The organism is Pseudonocardia ailaonensis, assembly GCF_039531635.1.
Classification (GTDB): Bacteria; Actinomycetota; Actinomycetes; order Mycobacteriales; family Pseudonocardiaceae; genus Pseudonocardia; species Pseudonocardia ailaonensis.
On record NZ_BAAAQK010000006.1, the window covers coordinates 126,086 to 144,576 of the forward strand.

21 protein-coding genes are annotated in these 18,491 nt (G+C 72.2%); 10 read left to right on the forward strand and 11 right to left on the reverse strand.

The features are described 5' to 3' along the window. Positions 1–96 precede the first annotated feature (96 nt). A complete protein-coding gene (locus ABD324_RS14490; RefSeq protein WP_344416650.1) occupies positions 97–375 on the forward strand; it encodes an isoamylase early set domain-containing protein in 279 nt (92 codons plus the stop codon). A 12-nt stretch (positions 376–387) separates the two neighbouring features. Here the strand turns inward: ABD324_RS14490 and ABD324_RS14495 are convergent, their stop codons facing one another. Further along, complete coding sequence (locus tag ABD324_RS14495; RefSeq protein ID WP_344416652.1) at positions 388–822, reverse strand: Lrp/AsnC family transcriptional regulator; 435 nt, start codon at positions 820–822, stop codon at positions 388–390. A gap of 103 nt (positions 823–925) precedes the next feature. Here ABD324_RS14495 and ABD324_RS14500 point away from each other — a divergent pair, with 103 nt between their 5' ends. The 4 genes from ABD324_RS14500 (at position 926) to ABD324_RS14515 (ending at position 3,921) form a co-directional block, all read left to right on the forward strand. Continuing rightward, positions 926–1,615 carry an AzlC family ABC transporter permease gene (locus ABD324_RS14500; protein WP_344416654.1) on the forward strand — a complete coding sequence of 230 codons (690 nt, stop codon included), beginning with the start codon at positions 926–928 and terminating at the stop codon, positions 1,613–1,615. After that, positions 1,608–1,937 carry a branched-chain amino acid transporter permease gene (locus ABD324_RS14505; protein ID WP_344416656.1) on the forward strand — a complete coding sequence of 110 codons (330 nt, stop codon included), beginning with the start codon at positions 1,608–1,610 and terminating at the stop codon, positions 1,935–1,937. Before ABD324_RS14500 ends, ABD324_RS14505 begins: the two co-directional genes overlap by 8 nt. A 309-nt stretch (positions 1,938–2,246) precedes the next feature. Beyond that, positions 2,247–3,035: a CPBP family intramembrane glutamic endopeptidase gene (locus ABD324_RS14510; RefSeq protein WP_344416658.1), complete on the forward strand. Its 789-nt coding sequence runs from the start codon at positions 2,247–2,249 to the stop codon at positions 3,033–3,035. Between the two features lie 52 nt (positions 3,036–3,087). Then, positions 3,088–3,921 carry a class I SAM-dependent methyltransferase gene (locus tag ABD324_RS14515; protein ID WP_344416660.1) on the forward strand — a complete coding sequence of 278 codons (834 nt, stop codon included), beginning with the start codon at positions 3,088–3,090 and terminating at the stop codon, positions 3,919–3,921. A gap of 27 nt (positions 3,922–3,948) precedes the next feature. On the opposite strand, the gene ABD324_RS14520 is transcribed toward ABD324_RS14515, so the two are convergent. Then, positions 3,949–4,137: an RGCVC family protein gene (locus ABD324_RS14520; RefSeq protein WP_344416662.1), complete on the reverse strand. Its 189-nt coding sequence runs from the start codon at positions 4,135–4,137 to the stop codon at positions 3,949–3,951. Further along, on the reverse strand, positions 4,134–4,292 hold the full coding sequence (locus ABD324_RS14525; RefSeq protein ID WP_344416664.1) for a DUF6307 family protein: 159 nt from the start codon (positions 4,290–4,292) through the stop codon (positions 4,134–4,136). The genes ABD324_RS14520 and ABD324_RS14525 overlap by 4 nt, the downstream gene beginning before the upstream one ends. A gap of 279 nt (positions 4,293–4,571) precedes the next feature. Between ABD324_RS14525 and ABD324_RS14530 the strand changes: the two genes are divergently transcribed. The 3 genes from ABD324_RS14530 to ABD324_RS14540 are packed head-to-tail and all read left to right on the forward strand — an operon-like array spanning position 4,572 to position 6,326. Continuing rightward, complete coding sequence (locus tag ABD324_RS14530; protein WP_344416666.1) at positions 4,572–5,240, forward strand: hypothetical protein; 669 nt, start codon at positions 4,572–4,574, stop codon at positions 5,238–5,240. 36 nt (positions 5,241–5,276) lie between these two features. Then, positions 5,277–5,879, forward strand: coding sequence for a DUF6529 family protein (locus ABD324_RS14535; RefSeq protein WP_344416668.1), 603 nt, complete (start codon positions 5,277–5,279; stop codon positions 5,877–5,879). Positions 5,880–5,888: 9 nt separating this feature from the next. Then, the gene (locus ABD324_RS14540) at positions 5,889–6,326 is read left to right on the forward strand and encodes a Rieske (2Fe-2S) protein (protein WP_344416669.1); all 438 of its coding nucleotides are present in this window, start codon (positions 5,889–5,891) and stop codon (positions 6,324–6,326) included. Between the two features lie 92 nt (positions 6,327–6,418). On the opposite strand, the gene ABD324_RS14545 is transcribed toward ABD324_RS14540, so the two are convergent. After that, complete coding sequence (locus tag ABD324_RS14545) at positions 6,419–6,982, reverse strand: molybdopterin-binding protein (RefSeq protein ID WP_344416670.1); 564 nt, start codon at positions 6,980–6,982, stop codon at positions 6,419–6,421. A gap of 133 nt (positions 6,983–7,115) precedes the next feature. Between ABD324_RS14545 and ABD324_RS14550 the strand changes: the two genes are divergently transcribed. Next, a complete protein-coding gene (locus ABD324_RS14550) occupies positions 7,116–8,603 on the forward strand; it encodes an aldehyde dehydrogenase (RefSeq protein ID WP_425565852.1) in 1,488 nt (495 codons plus the stop codon). Between the two features lie 45 nt (positions 8,604–8,648). On the opposite strand, the gene ABD324_RS14555 is transcribed toward ABD324_RS14550, so the two are convergent. The 3 genes from ABD324_RS14555 to ABD324_RS14565 form a co-directional block, all read right to left on the reverse strand. Further along, the gene (locus tag ABD324_RS14555) at positions 8,649–11,363 is read right to left on the reverse strand and encodes a molybdopterin-dependent oxidoreductase (protein ID WP_344416672.1); all 2,715 of its coding nucleotides are present in this window, start codon (positions 11,361–11,363) and stop codon (positions 8,649–8,651) included. Continuing rightward, positions 11,360–12,154: an FAD binding domain-containing protein gene (locus ABD324_RS14560; RefSeq protein WP_344416674.1), complete on the reverse strand. Its 795-nt coding sequence runs from the start codon at positions 12,152–12,154 to the stop codon at positions 11,360–11,362. Before ABD324_RS14560 ends, ABD324_RS14555 begins: the two co-directional genes overlap by 4 nt. A 320-nt stretch (positions 12,155–12,474) precedes the next feature. Continuing rightward, the gene (locus ABD324_RS14565) at positions 12,475–13,545 is read right to left on the reverse strand and encodes an NAD(P)-dependent alcohol dehydrogenase (RefSeq protein ID WP_344416676.1); all 1,071 of its coding nucleotides are present in this window, start codon (positions 13,543–13,545) and stop codon (positions 12,475–12,477) included. A 229-nt stretch (positions 13,546–13,774) separates the two neighbouring features. Between ABD324_RS14565 and ABD324_RS14570 the strand changes: the two genes are divergently transcribed. Next, on the forward strand, positions 13,775–15,529 hold the full coding sequence (locus ABD324_RS14570) for a cytochrome c biogenesis protein DipZ (protein ID WP_344416679.1): 1,755 nt from the start codon (positions 13,775–13,777) through the stop codon (positions 15,527–15,529). 26 nt (positions 15,530–15,555) lie between these two features. Here ABD324_RS14570 and ABD324_RS14575 read toward each other — a convergent pair whose 3' ends face one another. The 4 genes from ABD324_RS14575 to ABD324_RS14590 all read right to left on the reverse strand — a co-directional run bounded on the left by ABD324_RS14575 (position 15,556) and on the right by ABD324_RS14590 (position 18,488). Further along, positions 15,556–15,984 carry a VOC family protein gene (locus tag ABD324_RS14575; protein ID WP_344416682.1) on the reverse strand — a complete coding sequence of 143 codons (429 nt, stop codon included), beginning with the start codon at positions 15,982–15,984 and terminating at the stop codon, positions 15,556–15,558. A 93-nt stretch (positions 15,985–16,077) separates the two neighbouring features. Beyond that, a complete protein-coding gene (gene dhaK, locus ABD324_RS14580) occupies positions 16,078–17,073 on the reverse strand; it encodes a dihydroxyacetone kinase subunit DhaK (RefSeq protein ID WP_344416685.1) in 996 nt (331 codons plus the stop codon). A 19-nt stretch (positions 17,074–17,092) separates the two neighbouring features. Then, positions 17,093–17,710, reverse strand: a complete 618-nt coding sequence (gene dhaL, locus ABD324_RS14585; RefSeq protein ID WP_344416687.1) for a dihydroxyacetone kinase subunit DhaL — start codon at positions 17,708–17,710, stop codon at positions 17,093–17,095. 1 nt (position 17,711) lies between these two features. Beyond that, positions 17,712–18,488: an HAD-IA family hydrolase gene (locus tag ABD324_RS14590; protein ID WP_344416689.1), complete on the reverse strand. Its 777-nt coding sequence runs from the start codon at positions 18,486–18,488 to the stop codon at positions 17,712–17,714. Positions 18,489–18,491 lie beyond the last annotated feature (3 nt).

An 18,491-nucleotide genomic window follows, 5' to 3' on the forward strand; every position in this document is an offset into this window, starting at 1 on the left:
AATCGTTACCGTGTCGCACCCCCGGACACCCGCCACCCAGCCCCTAGGGTTCGCCGCATGCTCAGGCGCACACCGCTTTTCGGTGGGAAGAATCGTGTGACGTTCAGCCTCCCGGGCCACGAGCCGGCCGGGCCGGTCAGCGTGGTCGGGGAGTTCAACTCGTGGGAGCCGGGCCGCCACGAGCTGGTCCGCCGCCGCAACGGGACGCGGAGCATCTCGATCGTGCTCCCGCCGGGCGAGCACCGCTTCCGCTACCTCGCCACCGACGGCGTGTGGCTCGACGACGAGAGCGCCGACGTGGTCGACGGGCGCGGCAGCCTGGTCCGCGTGTCCGCCCGCCGGGCCGGCGAGCAGGGACCCACGACCGGGGCGTGACGGCCGGGGGCCTCAGCTCTTGAGGCGCTTCATGGTGAAACGCGAGTTCACGCGCTGGATCCCCGGCAACGCCATCACCCGGTCCATCAGGAAGGTCTCGTACGCGGGCAGGTCGGCGACCGCGACGCGGAGCAGGTAGTCCGGCGCACCGAACAGCCGCAGGAACTCGGTGACCTCGTCGAACGCCGCCATCGACTCCTCGAAGGCGACCACGCTGTCCCGGTCGAGGCGCGCCAGCTCCACCTCGAGAACCACCTCGAAGCCGCGACCGAGCGCGTCCGGGGAGATCATCGCGCGATAGCCCTCGATGACGCCGCTCGACTCGAGGCGCTGCACGCGCCGCAGACACGGGCCCGGGGTGAGGTGCACCCGCTCGGCCAGCTCGACGTTCGTCAGACGGCCCTCCTGTCCGAGAGCCGCCAGGATTGCCCGATCCGTCTCATCCACGACACAAGATTGCTCCATGCTCGTCTTGTCGAGCAACTCTCGCAATCCGGTTGCCCGCCTTCCTTGCGAGAATTGCCCGGAGAGCGACACCACCCTCGAACCCGTGACCCGGCGCGCGGAGATCGCCGCCGGAGTGCGGGCCTCGTTCGCCGCCGGGCTCGGCATGTACCCGATCGGCATCGCCTTCGGGCTGCTCGTCGCCCAGTCCGGGTTGCCGCTGTGGGTGGCCCCGGCGCTGTCGCTGACGGTGTTCGCCGGGTCCCTGGAGCTGCTGCTCGTCGGGATGATGGCGGCGGGCACCCCGCTGGCCGCGATCGCCCTCACGACCCTGCTCGTGAACGGCCGGCACGCGTTCTACGCCTTCTCCTTCCCGCTCGGGGTGATCCGCGGCCGGATCGCGCGGACCTACTCGATCTACGCGCTGATCGACGAGGCGTACGCGATCACCGCGTCCCGCGCGGGATGGAGTGCGCCGCGGCTGCTCGCGATGCAGGTCGCCTTCCAGTGCTACTGGGTCGGCGGCGGGCTCACCGGCCTGCTCGTCTCGACGCTGCTCCCGGGCGTGATCCACGGGCTGGAGTTCAGCCTGAGCGCCCTGTTCGTCACGCTGACCCTCGACGCCGTCCGGACCCGGGCCGGGCTCCCCTCCCTGCTGCTGGGCGGGCTGAGCTTCTCCGTCGCCCTGGTGGTGGCGCCCGGCCAGGCCTTGTTCGTGGGTCTCGGCGGGTCCGTCGCCCTGCTCCTGGCGCGCCACGTCCTCACCCGCCCCCGGGAGGAGCAGCCCGATGCCTGAGACCTCGTACCTCCTCGCGGTCATGGCGATCGGGTTCGTGATCACGTTCGCGCTGCGCGCTCTGCCCTTCGCCGCGCTCGCCCCGCTCCGGCGGTCGGCCCTGGTCGCGCGGCTCGCCGTGTGGATGCCGGCGGGCGTCCTCGCGATCCTCGCCGCGTCGACGCTGCGGAACACCCTCGGCCAGACCGACGGCCGGGGAGTCGCCTTCGCGCTGGCCGGCGTCGCCGTCACGGCCGGGGTGCACCTGCTCGGCGGCCGCCGGACGCTGCTCAGCGTGGTCCTCGGGACGAGCACCTACGTCGCTCTGGTCAGCTTCCTCTGAGGTCGAGCGTCCCCCGCAGACGGGGAGGGATCGGCCTGCCCGCGCTCCATTCCGGCGGACAGACCGATCGTCGATGCCGCACCCGGCCGGGTCCCACAACCTGCCGGGCTGCCGTACACGACATCGGAAAAACCAGAAACGAGCCGGTGTCATCCGCACTCCATTTCCACTTCGTACAACGCCTGTGAAGGCGGGAGGAAACGACGCGGGACCGACAACTGATCCGGTGAGAACGGAGTGGGCAGGCCCTGACCGCCCCTACGCTGGCGGCCGACGACGTGTCGGACCAGAGGCAGGGACGGAAATCCGATGGACGCGCACGAGCACGCCGCCCCGCCGCCTGCGCCCGCGGACGACCGTCTCGGGCGGCTCGTCGAGCGCCGCGACGGCGCCGACTTCCCCTTCTACGACGGCACCCCGGTCGGGCTGTCCGCCGGCCGGTGGACGACGGTCTGCGTCGCCTGCCTCGTGGCGTTCCTGGTGCTGTCCTTCGTGCCGGCCCCGAACGACCTCCTCGCGCTCGTGCCGCGGATCCTCTTCACCGGGATCATGCTCGGTGCGCTCGGGTGGGCCACCGGGCCGTGCTGGCGGGCGATCTTCCGCCGGGTGGGCATCCGCGACGTCGGGCTGATGGTGCTGTTCGCGGCCCTCAACTACGTGGTGACGGTGCTCGTCGCGCTCCTGGTGTCGTCGCTGTTCACCACCTCCGCCAACAGCGCCGTCGGCGCCCCCACCGGTGGCGTGGCCGGCACCGTCGCCCGCTATCTCGGTACCGCGATCCAGCTCCTGGGCGAGGAGCTCCTCACCGTCCTCCCGCTGCTCGCACTGCTGCACGTCCTCACCGTGCGGGCCGGGCTGTCCCGCCGCACCGCGATCCTGCTGTCCTGGCTGGTCACCGCGGTCTGGTTCGGGCTGTTGCACCTGCCCACCTACGACGGGAACCTCGCCCAGGCCCTGCTGGTCATCGGTGTCGCGCGGCTCGTGCTGACCCTGGCCTACCTGCGGACCAAGAACCTCTGGGTGTCCACCGGTGCCCATATCCTCAACGACTGGACCCTGCTGACGATCGGCACCGGAACCGCGGCGCTGCTCGTCTGAGCCGGGGTGGAGACGGGTCGGAGACGCCGCCCGCGCAGAACCGGGAGCCGGCATGGACGCAGCGACACCCGAGGGCACGACCGCGGGGTACACCATCCGAGGGGGCCGGACCGACGCGGACCGGCTCGCCCGCCAGGCCGAGGTGATGGCGTCCGCCTCCCTCGACTTCCTCGCCGGGTGCGGCGCCCGCCCCGGTGCCGCCGTCCTCGACGTCGGCTGCGGGGACGGGCAGGTCGCCCTGGCGCTCGCCCGCCTGGTCGGGCCGGGCGGGCGGGTCCTCGGGGTCGACGTCGATCCCGAGGCCGTCGCGATCGCCCGGCGCACACCGGCAGCCGTCGCGGGTCTCGACGTCACCTTCCGCACGGGCGACGCCTCGGTGCCCGCCGGTGCGGACGAGTTCGACCTGGCGTACGCCCGCCTGCTGCTCAGCCACCTCGTCGACCCGATGGCGGTGGTACGCGCCCTGCGCACCGCGGTGCGGCCCGGAGGCGTGGTCGCCGTCGAGGACCTCTTCACGCCCGCCCTGGCCGCCGAGCCGCGGGTTCCCGCGCTCGACGACCTGGCCGACATCTACAGCGCCACGGTCCGCGGCCACGGCGGGGACCCGGCCATCGGCCCGCGGTTGGCCGCGCACCTCGCGGCGGCGGGACTCGTCGACGTCACCGAGCGGACCGTGGTCAACCGGATGACCACGGTCGGGGAGAAGCTCTTCCTCGTCCAGCTGCTCGAGAACATGCGCCCGGCGATCCTGGCCGCGCGCTCCGCCACGGACGTCGAGATCACCCGGGTGGTGGACGCCGTGTCCGAGGCCGCCGCGCGCCCCGACGTGACGTTCCTGCAGGCCCGCATGCACCAGGTCGCGGGCCGCCGCCCCGGGACCCCGTAGCGGGCAGCGGCAGCGTCCCCGGGACCGTCAGCGCCGCCCGATCGCCGGCCCGCAGATGCAGCCCCGCCGGTGCGAGAGGGAGAGCGTCGCGGTGCAGAACCGGCGGTCGAGCGCCCCGTGACCGGCCCACGGGTGTGGGCAGGCACGACACCGGTCGGCCGCCTCCACGCCCTCGTCGACCGGGCGGTCCACCGAGGCCCCGTTCACCGTGCTCATCGGATGGTCTCGGGGATGTGGTCGAGCGCCGCGAGGACCCGGACCGCGAGGTCGCGCGCGGCGTCCTCGGACAGCTCGGGCCCCGTCCGGAGGGCGGCTGTGACGATCGCGAGCCGGCGTTCGTAGCCGGTGATGATGAGCGAGGCCGACGTCATGTCGGTACTTCCGTCCCCCGAACGCTCACGCTCGGCGGTGGGCGTTCTCCGGAGACGACGCGGGCCGAACGCCCGCATGCTGGAATGCTCCCGGCACCCCGGACCCTACCCGGCCCGGGGACCTCGTGGTTCGTGGACGCGCTGCCGGGGCCGCGGACGGGCGACGCAGGACGGGCGGCGCCGCCGGTGCGCGGGATCCCGCGCGCACGGCATGTATCGACGGCGGCCGCCCGCGGGTCTTCCCGGTGAAGCCGTGCACCGGACGTCGAAGGGTCCGCCATGTGGAGCCGAGGACCGCTGTTCACCCTGCTCGCCGTGGTCGCGTTGGGCACGGGCCTGCTCCTGTCCGACGCGTACCAGGCCAGATCCCCCGACACACCCGGGGCGGCCCCGGCCGCCGCGGCCGCCCCGGCGGCGACCACCGCGCCACCACCCACCGCACCACCGCCCAGCTCCACCCCGCCCGTTCCCGTGGTGGACCAGGCCGTGTGGGCCGGCCGGTCACCGGGCCGCGAGGTGACCGTCGCGATCGCGACCAAGGCCGGACGGGCCGTGGCCTACGTCTGCGACGGGCGCTCGATCGAGGCCTGGCTGGACGGCACCCTGACCGGTGACCGGCTCGAGCTCGCCGGGCCCGCCGGCCGGGTCACGGGCACCGCGACACGGGGCGCCGTCACCGGCGAGATCACCGTCGGCGACCGGCGCTGGACCTTCGACGCCCGCGCCGCCGGCACACCCGCCGGGCTCTACGAGGGCCGCGCCGACGTGCGCGGCACCGCCAACCGGATCGGCTGGATCGTGCTGCCCGACGGAACCCAGGTCGGCCTCACCCGCAGCGCCGGAACCGTCCGGCCGGCGCCGCCGCTCGTGTCCGGCGCGGCCGACCTCGACGGGGTCCCGGTGACTGTCCGCGCCCTCACCGGCACCGAACCCGTCACCACCGGCTGACCCACCGGCTGTGCGACACCGGAAGGACACCCCGCGATGAGCGAACCCGCCCGCACGACGACCGGCCTCGATCCCGACACCGTCGACCTCGATCTCCGCCGGCTCGCGCGCACCCGAGCGATCCGCGTTCTCGTCCCGACCGCCATCGGCTCCCTCGTGGCCGTGGGCCTCGGCGTCTACGGCCGCCTGCACGAACCGACGCTCGCCGCGGTCAATCTCGCCGGCTTCTCCAGCGGGGTCGCCGCCAAGGCCTGGCTCGCCTCCGCCGCGTTCGTGCTGTGCCTGGTCCAGCTCGTGTCCTCATTGATCATGTACGGGAAGATCCCGGTCCCCTCCCCGTCCTGGATCGGCGGCCTGCACCGCTGGTCCGGCCGGCTCGCCGTGCTGGTCACCGTGCCGGTCGCGCTCCACTGCCTCTGGGCTCTCGGCTTCGATGCCGCGACCCCGCGGGTGCTGGTGCACTCGCTGCTCGGCTGCTTCTTCTACGGCGCCTTCGTCGCGAAGATGCTGCTGCTCAGCCGGGGCGGGGCACCGCGGTGGGCGCTCCCGGTGATCGGCGGGCTGGTGTTCAGCGCGCTCACCGGGCTGTGGCTCACCTCGTCCCTGTGGTTCTTCACCACCTCCGGCCTGACCTTCTGAGGAGACCCGATGCCCTGCCCCGATCCCGGTCGCCGCGCGGTCCTCGCCGCGAGCGGCGCGGCGCTCCTCGGCCTCTGCGGCTGCGCGGTCTACGGCCCGAAGCCCCCCGCCGCCGCGGCACCCGCCGGCCCCGCACCCGCCGGCGCCGCACCCGCGCAGGGAACCACGCTCGCCCGGACCACGGATGTCCCGGTCGGGGGTGGGCGGGTCCTGCCCGACCGTGGCCTCGTCCTCACCCAGCCCACCGCCGGCCGCTACCTCGCCTTCGACGCCACCTGCACCCACCAGGGCTGCACGGTCGACGCGGTCGCGGACGGCACGATCAACTGCCCGTGCCACGGCAGCCGCTTCCGCATCACCGACGGCTCCGTCGCCGAGGGACCCGCCACGCGACCGCTCGCCTCCCGCGCCGTCACGGTCACCGGGGACACGATCGTCGACGGCTGAGCGGGCCAGAAGCGGCGGCGCCCCTGCGAGGCAGGTCGGGTGTCGGACATCCGGCCCCACACCGTCGTGGTCGTCATTCCCGGTCGGGGGCATCACCCCGCGGCGCGGATGACCTCGAGGCGGACGAGGTCGCTGACGTACCGGCCGCCCTTCCCGTCGCCCGGCACCACCAGGCGCGGCCGGGCGAGCGGTGCGCCGTCCTCGCTGGTGGAGACCAGCAGGCCGCGGTTGCCGAAGTCCGGGGCGGCCTCCCCGTAGCTGACGAGGGCGCGGTAGCCGTCGGAGCCGACGGCGACCACGGCGAACGAGAGCTGGTCGTTCTTCGCCGAGGTCGTGGCCAACGAATCCACGGGCAGCAGGTCCGTGAGCAGTACCCCGGCCTCGGCGTGCTGCTCGGTCCCCTTGCCGCTCGCGAACTGCACGGACACTGTCCTTTGGGGCAGGGCGGCGATCTGGTCCGCCGTGACCGTCCGTGGCGTCCGGACGGCACCGGTGACGGCGATCGCCCCGGCCGGCACGTCCGGTGCCGCCGAGGGGGCCACCACGGGCCCCGGAGCAGCGCCGGGCGGCGACTCCGCAACTGCGGAAGTCCCGCACCCGGCCAGCAACCCGGCAACCAGCGTCATCCATGCGAGGCCGCTCCGCATCCGCATCATGCGCGGATGGTAGTCAACGCGACGTCCCCCTCGTTCTACAGTTCGCCCGAACCGCTTCCGGTTGTTGTGGACTTCCGCAGATGCGGGTTCAATGCGGTCAAGGGCACGCAGATGTGTCTTTCCTCACCCAACCATGGGAGACAGAGTGACCGTCACCGCCGACGCGCGCACCGACCTGGACCGCACCCGCTTCTACATCGACGGCGAATGGGTCGAGCCCCGCGGAACGGAGACCCACCGCGCCGTGGAGGCAGCCACCGGAGAGCTGCTCGGGACCGCCTCGCTGGGCACCGACGCCGACATCGACGCCGCCGTCCGGGCCGCCCGCCATGCCCTGGACGAGGGCCCGTGGGGGCGCACCACGCCGGCCGAGCGCGCCGGGTACATGCGCCGCTTCGCCGCCGCCCTCTCCGCCCGCGCCGAGGGGACCTCGACGCTGGTCAGCCGCGAGAACGGCATGCCGATCACGCTGTCGACCGCGTTCAACGGCGCCGCTCCCGCAGGCCTGCTGCACATGTTCGCCGACATCGCCGAGAATCTCGTCTTCGAGGAGGCGCGGCCGAGCCCGCAGGGCGCGAGCATCGTGCGGCGCGAGCCGGTCGGTGTCGTCGGCGCCATCACGCCCTGGAACTACCCGCAGGTCCTGGCGATGTTCAAGATCGCGCCGGCGCTGGCCGCGGGCTGCACCATCGTCCTGAAGCCCTCGCCCGAGACCGCCCTGGACTCGTACATTTTCGGCGACGCCGCCACGGAGGCCGGCCTCCCGCCGGGTGTGCTGAACATCGTGCTCGCGGGCCGTGAGGCCGGTCAGTCCCTGGTCACACACCCGCTGGTCGACAAGATCGCGTTCACCGGATCGACCGCGGCGGGCCGGATCATCGGGGCCGAGTGCGGCCGCCTGATCCGCCGCTGCACCCTGGAGCTGGGCGGTAAGTCCGCCGCGATCTTCTGCGACGACGGCGACGTCGACACCCTGCTCCGCGGCCTCGGTACCGCCAGCTTCATGAACAACGCCCAGACCTGCACCACCCAGTCCCGGATCCTGGTCGCCCGGTCCCGCTACGACGAGGTCGTCGACGCCGTCGCGCAGTACTGCCGGGACCAGGTCGTCGGGAACCCCCTCGACACGAGCACCACGATCGGCCCGATGGCCAGCTCCACGCACCTCGACCGGGTGCTCGGCTACATCGACGTGGGTCGCAGCTCCAGCGCCCGCCTGGTCACCGGCGGCGGGCGCCCGGCCGGGCAGGACCGCGGCTGGTTCGTCGAGCCGACCGTGTTCGCCGACGTCGACAACAACGACCGGCTCGCCCGCGAGGAGGTCTTCGGGCCGGTCATGGCGATGATCCCGTTCGACGGCGACGACGACGCCGTGCGGATCGCCAACGACTCCAACTACGGCCTCGGCGGCTCGGTGTGGTCGGTGGACGAGGACCGGGCGACCGACATCGCCCGCCGCGTTCGCACCGGCACCATCGGCGTCAACCGCTACGACATCGACCTCGGCGCACCCTTCGGCGGCATGAAGGACTCCGGCATCGGTCGCGAGCTCGGCCCCGAGGGCATCAACAACTACCTCGAGTACAAGTCGATGTACGTCAGCGCGAAGCACCTGTCCTGACCGGACCCGGGACCCGCCGGCACTCCCGGCGGGTCCCCGCGGAGATCACCCCACAGCGCCGCCGTCCGTGAGGTTCGCGGCGAGGCGCCAGATCCGGTCCCGGGAGAACGGCTGCTCGTAGGGACGTACGCCGATCGCCCGGCGGATGGCGTTGCCCAGCGCCGGCGCCACCGGGTTGTAGGGCGACTCGCTCATCGACTTGGCGCCGTACGGTCCGACCTTGTCCGTGGTGTCGGCGAAGTGGACCTCGGTGGCGGGGATGTCGGCCATCTGCGGCACCCGGTAGGTGCGGAAGGTGGGGTTCAGCACCCGGCCGTCCTCGCCGATCATGACCTCTTCGTAGAGCGCCGAGCCGATGCCCTGCGCCACGCCGCCCTCGATCTGCCCGCGGCACTGCTGCGGGTTCATCACGGTGCCCGCGTCCGCGGCGTGCACGGACTGCAGGATCCGCACCTCCCCGGTCAGCACGTTCACCGCGACGCGGAACGCCTGGACGTCGAAGGACAGCGAGCGTTCCTCGCCACGCTCCTCCCCCTCCGCTCCGAGCCCCTCCGGCGGGACGAACTCGCCGAACGGGACCAGCCGGCCGTCGACCCGGACGCCGTCGCGCTCCAGCTCACCGGTACCGGTGAGCGCCAGGATCCGTTCCCGCAGTGCCGTCGCCGCGCCCAGCAGCGCCTTGCCTGCCGCGGTCGTCCCCGCCGAGGCGAAGGCGCCGGTGTCGTAGCGGACGGCGTCGGTGTCGGCGTTGCGGAGCAGGATCCGGTCGTGGGTGGTGCCCAGCGCGGTGGCGACGATCTGGGCGTGGACGGTGGTGGTGCCGTTGCCGAACTCGACGGTCCCGATCCCCACCCGGTACCGCCCGTCGGGGCACAGGGTCACCGTCGCGCAGGCGTGGTGTCCGAAGGGCGCCATCGCCGCGATCAGCGACATCGCCATCCCCTCCCCCACCCGCCACTGCGGGCCCGTGGGGGCGACCGCGCCATTGCCCGCGGTGAGGGCCTCCTGCGCCAGGTCGAGGCACTGGTCGAGCCCGTAGCTGCCCCACACCAGGTCCGCCTCGGGCTCGGGACTGTGCGCGACCATCAGCGGATCGCCCTCCCGCACGGCGTTGCGCCGCCGCAGCTCGAAGGGATCGAGGTCGAGCGCGATCGCGAGCTCGTCCATCGCCGACTCGACGCCGAGCAGGACCTGGCCCAGGCCGTACCCGCGGAACGCCCCGGACGGCACCGTGTTGGTGTAGACGACCTCGGCGTCGACGTGCTTGACCGGGCAGCGGTAGACGTTGATCGACTCCGAGATGCTGTGGAACAGCACGCCGCGGGAGTGGTTGCCGTAGGCCCCGGTGTCGGACAGGACGTCGACCTTCATCGCGGTGAGCCGGCCCTCCCGGTCCGCGCCCAGGGTCACGCTCGTGCGGAAGGGGTGGCGCACGGAGGTGCGCCGGAACTCGTCGCTGCGCGTGAGCTCGTAGGCGACCGGGCGGCCCGTGCGGAGCACCGCCAGGCCGACGAGGTCCTCCGCGAAGATCTCCTGCTTCCCGCCGAACCCGCCACCCACTCGCGCGGTGTGCACCCGGATCCTGTCCTCGGGCAGCTCGAGCAGGCGGGCGAGTTCCTTGCGGGCGAGGAACGGCACCTGCGTGCTCGCGCGGATCACCAGCCGGCCGTCGCCGTCGAGCTGCCCGAGCGCACCGTGGGTCTCGAGCTGTGCGTGGCTCACCCGCTGGGTCCGCCAGGTGCCCGAGACGGTGACCGCCGAGGCCGCCAGCGCGGCGTCGATGTCGCCGCCGTGTCCACCATGGACACCGAGGATCACGTTGCGGTGCGCCTGGTCCACCCGCTCTGCGGGCGTCCGGTAGGGATGCAGGAGGGGAGCGCCCTGCCGGCGGGCCTCCTCCGGGTCGAACACGGCCGGGAGCACCTCGTAGCCGACGGCGATCCGCCGGCACGCTTCCTCGGCCGCGGCCGCCGTCTCGGCCACGACCGCGGCGACCCGCTGCCCCACGAAGCGCACGACGTCGTCGAGCATCCGGGTGTCGTCCGGGTCGTCCTCGCGATGCTCGTGCCGGGCGGTCGAGTAGCGCGAGGCCGGGGTGTTCTCGTGGGTGAGGACCAGGACGACGCCCGGGACCGCCTCGGCCCCCGCGGTGTCGATCGACCGGATCCGCGCGTGGGCGTGCGGCGAGGCGAGCACCCGCAGCTGCAGACAGCCCGGGACGGCGGTGTCGAAGGTGTAGGGCTCGGTCCCGGTGACCACGCGGCGCGCGGCCAGGGGGTGCGGCGAGGACCCCACCTTCGGGCACGGCGCCGGACCCACCGGGCCGGCGCCGCGGAGGCCGGCCTCGATCGCCTGCCGAACGGAGCGGTACCCGGTGCAGCGGCACAGGTTCCCCTTCATCCGCCGCGGCAGGTCGGCCAGGTCGGCCTCCCCCAGAGTCGACGAGGTGACGATCATCCCCGCCGTGCAGAATCCACATTGGAACCCGAAGTTCTCCACGAACGCCCGCTGCATCGGGTGGAGGTCCTCCGGCGTCCCGAGGCCGGCGACCGTGGTGACCGACGATCCCTCGATCCGCTGCGCGGGGAAGATGCAGGAGTGGACCGGCGCCCCGTCCACGATGACCGAGCAGGCCCCGCAGTCGCCTGCGTCGCAGCCCTTCTTGACCTCGAAGTGCTCGGCGTCGCGCAGGAAGGTGCGCAGGCACTGGCCCGGCCGCGGCTCGGCCTCGTGGGTGCGGCCGTTGATCTCGAACCTCATGACAGCTCCGCCCGGATCTCCTCGACCAGGATACCCGCGACCTGGCGGCGCCAGTCGGCGGAACCGAGCGGGTCGGTGTAGTAGCAGTCCACGGCGTCGACGTCGTCCCGCAGCCGGTCTCCTGACGGGATCCCGTTGTAGCGCAGCACGATCGGGCGCCTCGTCGCGGCGGTGACCGTGAAGACGGCGCTGCCGTCCTCGTCGACCCGTCCGGTCAGGACCGCGCCGGACCGGCCGAGCTCGGCGAGCGCGATCTTCCGGAACCCGGTGCGCGAGCGCAGGGCGTGGCCGGGCAGCTCCAGGGCGCGGAGCACCTCCCCGGGGCCGAGCGTGTTCATGCCGTCGTCGACGACGAGCTCGGCGACCGGTATCCGGTAGGTGTCGCCGGCGGTTGACCAGATCTCTGCGACACCGTCCAGCGCCGCGCACAGCGAGACCATGCCCGCCGCGGCGAACGAGCGACACACGTTGCCGCCCACCGTCGCCACGTTCCAGACCTTGAACGAGGCCAGCAATGCGTTGGCACACTGGGTGAACAGCCGCTGTGCCGACCAGCCGGGCTGCGGGGCGAGGCCGACGAGGTCGGCGATCGTGCAGGTCGCGGCGATGCGCAGGCCGTCACCGATCTCGAGCGACGGCCAGCCCATCGTCGTCAGGTCGACCAGGCCGGTCGACTCCTGGGGCTCGGAGAACAACCAGGTGCCGCCGCCGAGGAGCTGCTCGCCGGGGCGGAGCGCCAGGTCGGCGCGGGTGCGGGCGCGGCGGAAGCCGGTGACGGTGTTCAGGTCCACGGTCCCTCCCCCGCAGGGGTCGGGACGGCACGAGGGTACGAGGGCATGAGGACTCCACGGGCGGAGGAGGAACCCGCACCCGCGGCACGACGGTGCCCGGGGAGTGCGGGAGGACAGGACGGCGCTCGCGCGTCCTAGTGCCCGTGGGCGACCCGACCGGGGATCCACACCAGCAGATGGCAGGCGGTGCGCAGATCCGTGCGCCACCGCGATCCGGTACCGAGCATCGTGCCACCCCCTTCCGCTGCGGAGCAGGCTAACGCAGATCGGGCCGGGCCGGATGACGTCGATGTGACATCTTCCGGCGCGGCCCCGGCGGGTCAGGCGCCCTGTCGGTCCCCGAACGTCGAGATGTCGATCACGAACCGGTACCGCACGTCGGAGGCGACGACCCGGTCGTAGGCGGCGTCGACGTCGTCCACGGAGATCGTCTCGATCTCGGCGCCGAGGCCGTGCGCCGCGCAGAAGTCGAGCATCTCCTGGGTCTCGCGGATGCCGCCGATCTTCGAGCCGGCGAGGCTGCGGCGGTTCCCGATGAGCGAGAACGGGTGGTACGGGATGGGCTCCGGCGAGACACCGACGTTCACCAGGGTGCCGTCGAGGCGCAGCAGGGACAGGAAGGCGTCGATGTCCAGCGGTGCACCGACCGTGTTGACGATCAGGTCGAACTCCCGGCCCAGGTCCGCGAAGGTCTCCGGGTCGCTCGTGGCGCGGAAGTGGTCGGCCCCGAGACGGCGGCCGTCCTCCTCCTTCGCCAGGCTCTGGCTCAGCACGGTCACCTCGGCCCCCATCGCGTGGGCGATCCTGACGCCCATGTGGCCGAGGCCGCCGAGCCCGATGATCGCGACCTTCTTCCCCGGCCCGGCGCCCCAGTGCCGCAGCGGGGAGTAGAGCGTGATGCCCGCACACAGCAGGGGCGCGGCGACGTCGAGGCCGATCCCCTCCGGGATGCCGAGCACGTAGTTCTCGTCGACGACGATCGAGCGGCTGTAACCGCCCTTCGTCGGGGTGCCGTCGTGGTAGTCGTGGCCGCCGTAGGTGCCGACCTCCCCACGCAGGCAGTACTGCTCGTCGCCGGCCAGGCAGTTCTCGCACTCCCGGCAGGAGTCGACGAAACAGCCGACGCCGACGCGGTCGCCGACCGCGTACCTCGTGACCTGGTCACCGACCGCGGCGACGATCCCGGCGATCTCGTGGCCGGGGGTCAGTGGGAAGACGCTGTCGCCGCGACCCCACTCGTCGCGGGCCATGTGGATGTCCGAGTGGCAGATGCCGGCGTAGGCGATGTCGATGACGACGTCGTGCGGCCGCGGGTCCCTCCGCTCGATCTCGGTGCGCTCGAACGGCTCGGACGATCCGGGAGTGGCAAGGGCGGGAACGGTGACGGGCACGGGAGTCCTCTCCGTGGACGGATACGACTGGCATCCCGAACTACCCGGAGGGCCCTCCGAATCATTCCCCTGTGCCGACCGTCACGATGCGGCGACATCCCGCCGATGACTCCGCACATGCGGAACAATGTGCTCTTGAGACGAGCATATGCGGACCACGGGTCGAACCGCGGGGGCCGGTTCGGCGAATGTCTCCCGACGCACCACCGCGGTGCCGGAAGGCGGACCCATGCTCACGCTGATCCTCATCGGACTGATCGGTGGGCTGATCACCGGCGTCTCGCCCTGCATCCTGCCGGTGCTGCCCGTGATCTTCCTGGCCGGCGGGACCTCGCGGTCGGGGCCCGATCCCGACGTGCCGTCCGAGGAACCCGGCGGGGGCGTCGCCGTCCGCACCCGCAAGCCGAAGAAGGCACGGAACCTGCGGCCCTACGCGGTGATCGCCGGCTTGGTCGTCAGCTTTAGCTTCTTCACCCTCGCCGGATCACTGCTGATCAGCGCACTGGGCCTGCCCGCGAACGTCCTGCGGATCGCGGGTCTCACCGTGCTGGTGCTCATCGGGATCGGCCTGATCTTCCCGAAGATCGAGGACCTGCTGGAGAAGCCGTTCTCGAAGATCCCGCAGCGTCGCCCGAACCAGGAGAGCGGGGCGTTCGCGCTCGGCCTCGGGCTCGGGCTGCTCTACGTCCCCTGCGCCGGCCCGGTCCTGGCCGCGATCACCGTCGCCGGGGCCACCGGGAAGGTCGGGCTCGACACGGTCGCGCTCACCGTCTCGTTCGCCCTCGGGGCGACCCTGCCGCTGCTGATCTTCGCGCTGGCCGGTCGCCGGGTCGCCGAGCGGGTGAAGGCCTTCCGGGCCCGCGCCCGGCTCGTCCGCGCGATCGGCGGGGTCGTGATGATCCTGCTGGCGCTCGCCCTGGCGTTCAACGTCCAGGAGATCATCCAGCGGGCGATCCCGGACTACACCGCCGGTCTGCAGAAGCAGGTCGCCCGCAACGACGCCCTCAAGCCCCAGCTCTCGAACTACGTCGACGACCGCAACCGCGAGCTCGCCCACTGCGTCGACGCCGCCGCCGTGCTCGCCGACTGCGGGACCGCGCCCGAGTTCGCCAACATCACGAAGTGGTTCAACACGGTCAGGCCCGAGGGCCTCACCACCGCGGACCTGCGCGGCAAGGTCACGCTGATCGACTTCTGGACCTACTCCTGCATCAACTGCCAGCGCAGCATCCCGCACGTCAAGGCCTGGGACGCCACCTACCGCGACGCCGGGCTGCAGGTCGTCGGGATCCACACACCCGAGTTCACCTTCGAGCAGGACCCGACCAACGTGCAGAGCGGCATCGACCGCTTCGGCATCACCTACCCGGTCGCGATGGACAACGGCTTCTCGATGTTCGGCGCCTACCGCAACCAGTACTGGCCCGCCGAGTTCCTCATCGACGCGACCGGCACCATCCGCTACTTCAAGCTCGGCGAAGGCAACTACGACGTGACCGAGGGGCACATCCGAGAGCTGCTGACGACGGCGAACCCCGCCGCGGCACTCCCGGCCGCCACCGACGTGGCCGACCGGACGGTGACCGACGACCGGACCACCCGCGAGACCTACCTCAACCTGGGGCAGCTCAAGAACTACTCCGGTGACCAGCTCCAGCTCGACACCCCGACCACCTACCGGCCCGCCGCCGTCCTGCCGAAGGACGACGTGACCCTGGGCGGCAATTGGACCACGACCTACCAGCAGTTCATCGCCGGCAAGGACGCCAGCATCGGGCTCCACTACAGCGCGAAGAACGCCTACGTCGTGCTCGGCGGGGAGGGCACCGCGGTCGTCGACGTCGACGGTGTCGGCACCCGCAGCTTCACCGTGAGCGGGCCGCCCACGATCTACCCGCTGATCGAGGAGGGCCGGCTCCGGGACGCCAACCTCCGCCTCGACCTCAGCCCCGGACTGCAGGCCTACGTGTTCACCTTCGGCTGAGCCTTGGACAGTGCGGGGGCGCCCGCTCAGCCCGGGGCGTGCATCAGCTCGAGCTGGATGCCGTCGGGATCGCGGAAGACGACCGTCGAGTAGGGCATCGGCTCGGTCTTGTCGGTGACCCCCGAGTGCTCGACGCCGTTCTCGTCGAGCCAGGCCGCCCAGGCGTCCAGGTCCTCGCGGGCCGAGACGCCCCAGGCCAGGTGGTCCAGGCCCGGGCGCCGCTCGTCGAACCTCTCGCCCGAGCACGCCTCGTGATGGTGCAGCCCGATCATCAGGCCCGTCCGCGGATCGGCGAGCAGGACGGCGTAGCCGCCCTGCTCGTCGCCGTGGTGCGGGAAGGTCATCGGGAGCCGCTGCAGGCCGAACACCCGCACGTACCACTCGGCGGAGGCCTCGACGTCCGACACCGTCGGTGAGAAGTGGTTGATCCCGGTCGTCGGGGGCGGTGTGCTCATGGGTGAACCTCCGGGCTCGCCGGCGGCCCCGTTGCCACCGCGGATCTTCGACCGTAGGGCGCGGGCGACGGGCCGTCGAGGTGGGACAGCTGCTCAGAAGACGCGGATCGCGATCTCCGCGGGCTCCGCGAGCAGCGACTCGATCTCGTCGTCGAGCCTCACCAGGGTGATCGAGGCGCCGGCCATGTCGAGCGACGTGCAGTACTCCCCCACGTAGTTGCGCCCCACCGTGATGTCCTGCGCCTCGAGCTGCCGGTGGGCGCGGCGGTACACCAGGTACAGCTCGCTGATCGGGGTGCCGCCCAGCCCGTTCACCATCAGGGCGACCCGGTCACCTGACTCGAAGGGCAGGTCGCCGACGACCGCACCCAGCAGCTCGTCGACGATCGCGTCCGCCGGCATCAGCTTCTCCCGGCGCCGCCCCGGCTCGCCGTGGATGCCGACGCCCATCTCGATCTCGTCCGCCGGCAGGTCGAACAGGGGCGAGCCCTTGGCCGGCGGGGTGCACGCGGTGAGCGCCATCCCCATCGTCCGGGTCACGGAGTTGACCTTCTCGCCGATCCGGACCAGCTCGTCGAGGTCCGCGCCCCGCTCGGCCGCGGCGCCGACCGCCTTCATCACGAAGAAGTTGCCCGCCACCCCACGCCGGCCCACGGTGTAGGTGGAGTCCTGGACCGACACGTCGTCGTCGATGAACAGGGTCCGGACCGAGATGTCCTCGGCCTCGGCGAGCTCCTGGGCCATGTCGAAGGCCAACTTGTCGCCGGTGTAGTTGTTCACCAGCAGCAGGACGCCCTTCGCCGAGTTCAGCAGCTTGATCGTCTCGTAGACGTAGTCGGTGGGCGGCGCGGCGAACACGTCGCCGGGGCACGCCGCGTCGAGCATGCCCTTGCCGACCGTCATGACGTGCGCGGGCTCGTGGCCCGAGCCGGACCCCTGGACGATCGACACCTTCGCGTCGCTCGGCCCCTCCGCCCGCATGATCAGGTTGTAGTCGGGGACGTAGCGCAGGGTGTCCGGGTTGGCGAGCGCGAGCCCCTCCAGCATCTCCGGGACGAAGTTCTTGGGGTCGTTGACGAACTTCTTCATGCTCTTCTCCAGGGTTGTCCTACTGGGAGGGCCAGTTCCGGGCGACGGCCTCGGCCATCACGGCCACCGCGACCGCGCCGGCGTCGGGCGAGCCGATGCTGCGCTCGCCCGTGTAGCTCGCCCGGCCGCGCATGGCCTGCATGGACGTCGTCGCGTCGGCGGCCGTGCGGGCGGCGTCGGCGGCGACCTTCGCGATCTCGGCGGGAGTACCGGGTCCGGCGTTCGCGATCGCGTCCGTCATCGGGACGAGGGCGTCGAGCAGGGTCTTGTCGCCGACGTCGGAGTTGCCGCGCTTCTTGATCCCCTCCGCGGCCGCGGTGAGCATGGCGACGGCGTCTGCCCCGGTCAGCTCGTCACGGCCCTTGACCGCGGCCGAGGCCCTCAGGAAGGCGGTGCCCCAGATCGGGCCGGACGTGCCGCCCACACGCTTGGAGATGGTCAGCGCGATCTTCTGGAGGAACGCTGCGGGGCTACTGCGGTCGAACCCGTCCCACTCGGCCAGGACGATCTCGAAGCCCCGGGCCAGCGAGTAGCCGAAGTCGCCGTCGCCGACCACCGCGTCCAGGTCGCCGAACTCCTTCTCGTTGTCCACCGCGGTCTGCGCGATGGCGCGGACGACGTACTCCAGATCCGTCATGTCAGTTCCTCACCTGGGACGCGAGCAGGGTGCGCAGGTCCACGAGCCGGACGACGGGTTGCGGGGCGAGGCCCGAGGGATCGGCCAGGACCACGGTGGACTCCCCCGGGTCGCCCAGCGACGAGACGACGAGTGCGGCGCCGGTGAAGTCCTCGTCCGCGGTGTAGCTGCTGACGGTCACCACGCAGGTCAGGCCGGCGCCGACAGCGGCGAGCAGGCCGTTGCGGCTGTCCTCCACCACGACCGCGGCTCGCTCCGGTACACCGAGCTCCGCGATCGCCAGCCGGTAGATGTCCGGTGCGGGTTTCTTGTGCGCGACGACATCGCCCGCGAACACGGCGAACCGCTCCCCGAGGTCCCCCATCACGTGGTCCAGGACACTGCGCACGGACGGCTCGGCCGAGGTCGACGCGACGGCCAGGGACCAGCCGGAGTCCGCGGCCTCCTCCGCGACGCGCCGCACACCCGGCCGCGGGGGGATCGACCCGCTCGCGATGATCCCCGTGTAGATCTCGGTCTTGCGGCGGTGCCAGCGCGCGAGCTGCTCGGCCTGGCCCGCCTCGTCGGTGGGCAGGCCCGCCGCGCTGACGAACCCCGGTGTCAGCAGCGTCCGCATACGTTCCTTGCCGCCCCCGATCCGGAGCTTCTCGCCGTAGTCGGCCTCGCTCCAGCGGACGGGCAGGCCGAACTCCTCGAATGTCGCGTTGAAGGCCGGGAGGTGGCCGTAGCGCTCGGTGTCGGCGAGCACGCCGTCGCAGTCGAAGACCAGGGCGGGCACCGG

Excerpts from the sequence above, each read along its gene's own strand:
- ABD324_RS14575 (WP_344416682.1), bottom strand. The coding sequence starts at position 15,984 with ATGAGCACACCGCCCCCGACGACCGGGATCAACCACTTCTCACCGACG.
- ABD324_RS14520 (WP_344416662.1), bottom strand. The coding sequence starts at position 4,137 with ATGAGCACGGTGAACGGGGCCTCGGTGGACCGCCCGGTCGACGAGGGC.
- ABD324_RS14570 (WP_344416679.1), top strand. The coding sequence starts at position 13,775 with ATGCTCACGCTGATCCTCATCGGACTGATCGGTGGGCTGATCACCGGC.
- dhaL (WP_344416687.1), bottom strand. The coding sequence starts at position 17,710 with ATGACGGATCTGGAGTACGTCGTCCGCGCCATCGCGCAGACCGCGGTG.
- ABD324_RS14525 (WP_344416664.1), bottom strand. The coding sequence starts at position 4,292 with ATGACGTCGGCCTCGCTCATCATCACCGGCTACGAACGCCGGCTCGCG.
- ABD324_RS14505 (WP_344416656.1), top strand. The coding sequence starts at position 1,608 with ATGCCTGAGACCTCGTACCTCCTCGCGGTCATGGCGATCGGGTTCGTG.
- ABD324_RS14535 (WP_344416668.1), top strand. The coding sequence starts at position 5,277 with ATGAGCGAACCCGCCCGCACGACGACCGGCCTCGATCCCGACACCGTC.
- ABD324_RS14545 (WP_344416670.1), bottom strand. The coding sequence starts at position 6,982 with ATGATGCGGATGCGGAGCGGCCTCGCATGGATGACGCTGGTTGCCGGG.
- ABD324_RS14540 (WP_344416669.1), top strand. The coding sequence starts at position 5,889 with ATGCCCTGCCCCGATCCCGGTCGCCGCGCGGTCCTCGCCGCGAGCGGC.
- ABD324_RS14530 (WP_344416666.1), top strand. The coding sequence starts at position 4,572 with ATGTGGAGCCGAGGACCGCTGTTCACCCTGCTCGCCGTGGTCGCGTTG.
- ABD324_RS14555 (WP_344416672.1), bottom strand. The coding sequence starts at position 11,363 with ATGAGGTTCGAGATCAACGGCCGCACCCACGAGGCCGAGCCGCGGCCG.
- dhaK (WP_344416685.1), bottom strand. The coding sequence starts at position 17,073 with ATGAAGAAGTTCGTCAACGACCCCAAGAACTTCGTCCCGGAGATGCTG.
- ABD324_RS14510 (WP_344416658.1), top strand. The coding sequence starts at position 2,247 with ATGGACGCGCACGAGCACGCCGCCCCGCCGCCTGCGCCCGCGGACGAC.
- ABD324_RS14515 (WP_344416660.1), top strand. The coding sequence starts at position 3,088 with ATGGACGCAGCGACACCCGAGGGCACGACCGCGGGGTACACCATCCGA.
- ABD324_RS14550 (WP_425565852.1), top strand. The coding sequence starts at position 7,116 with ATGGGAGACAGAGTGACCGTCACCGCCGACGCGCGCACCGACCTGGAC.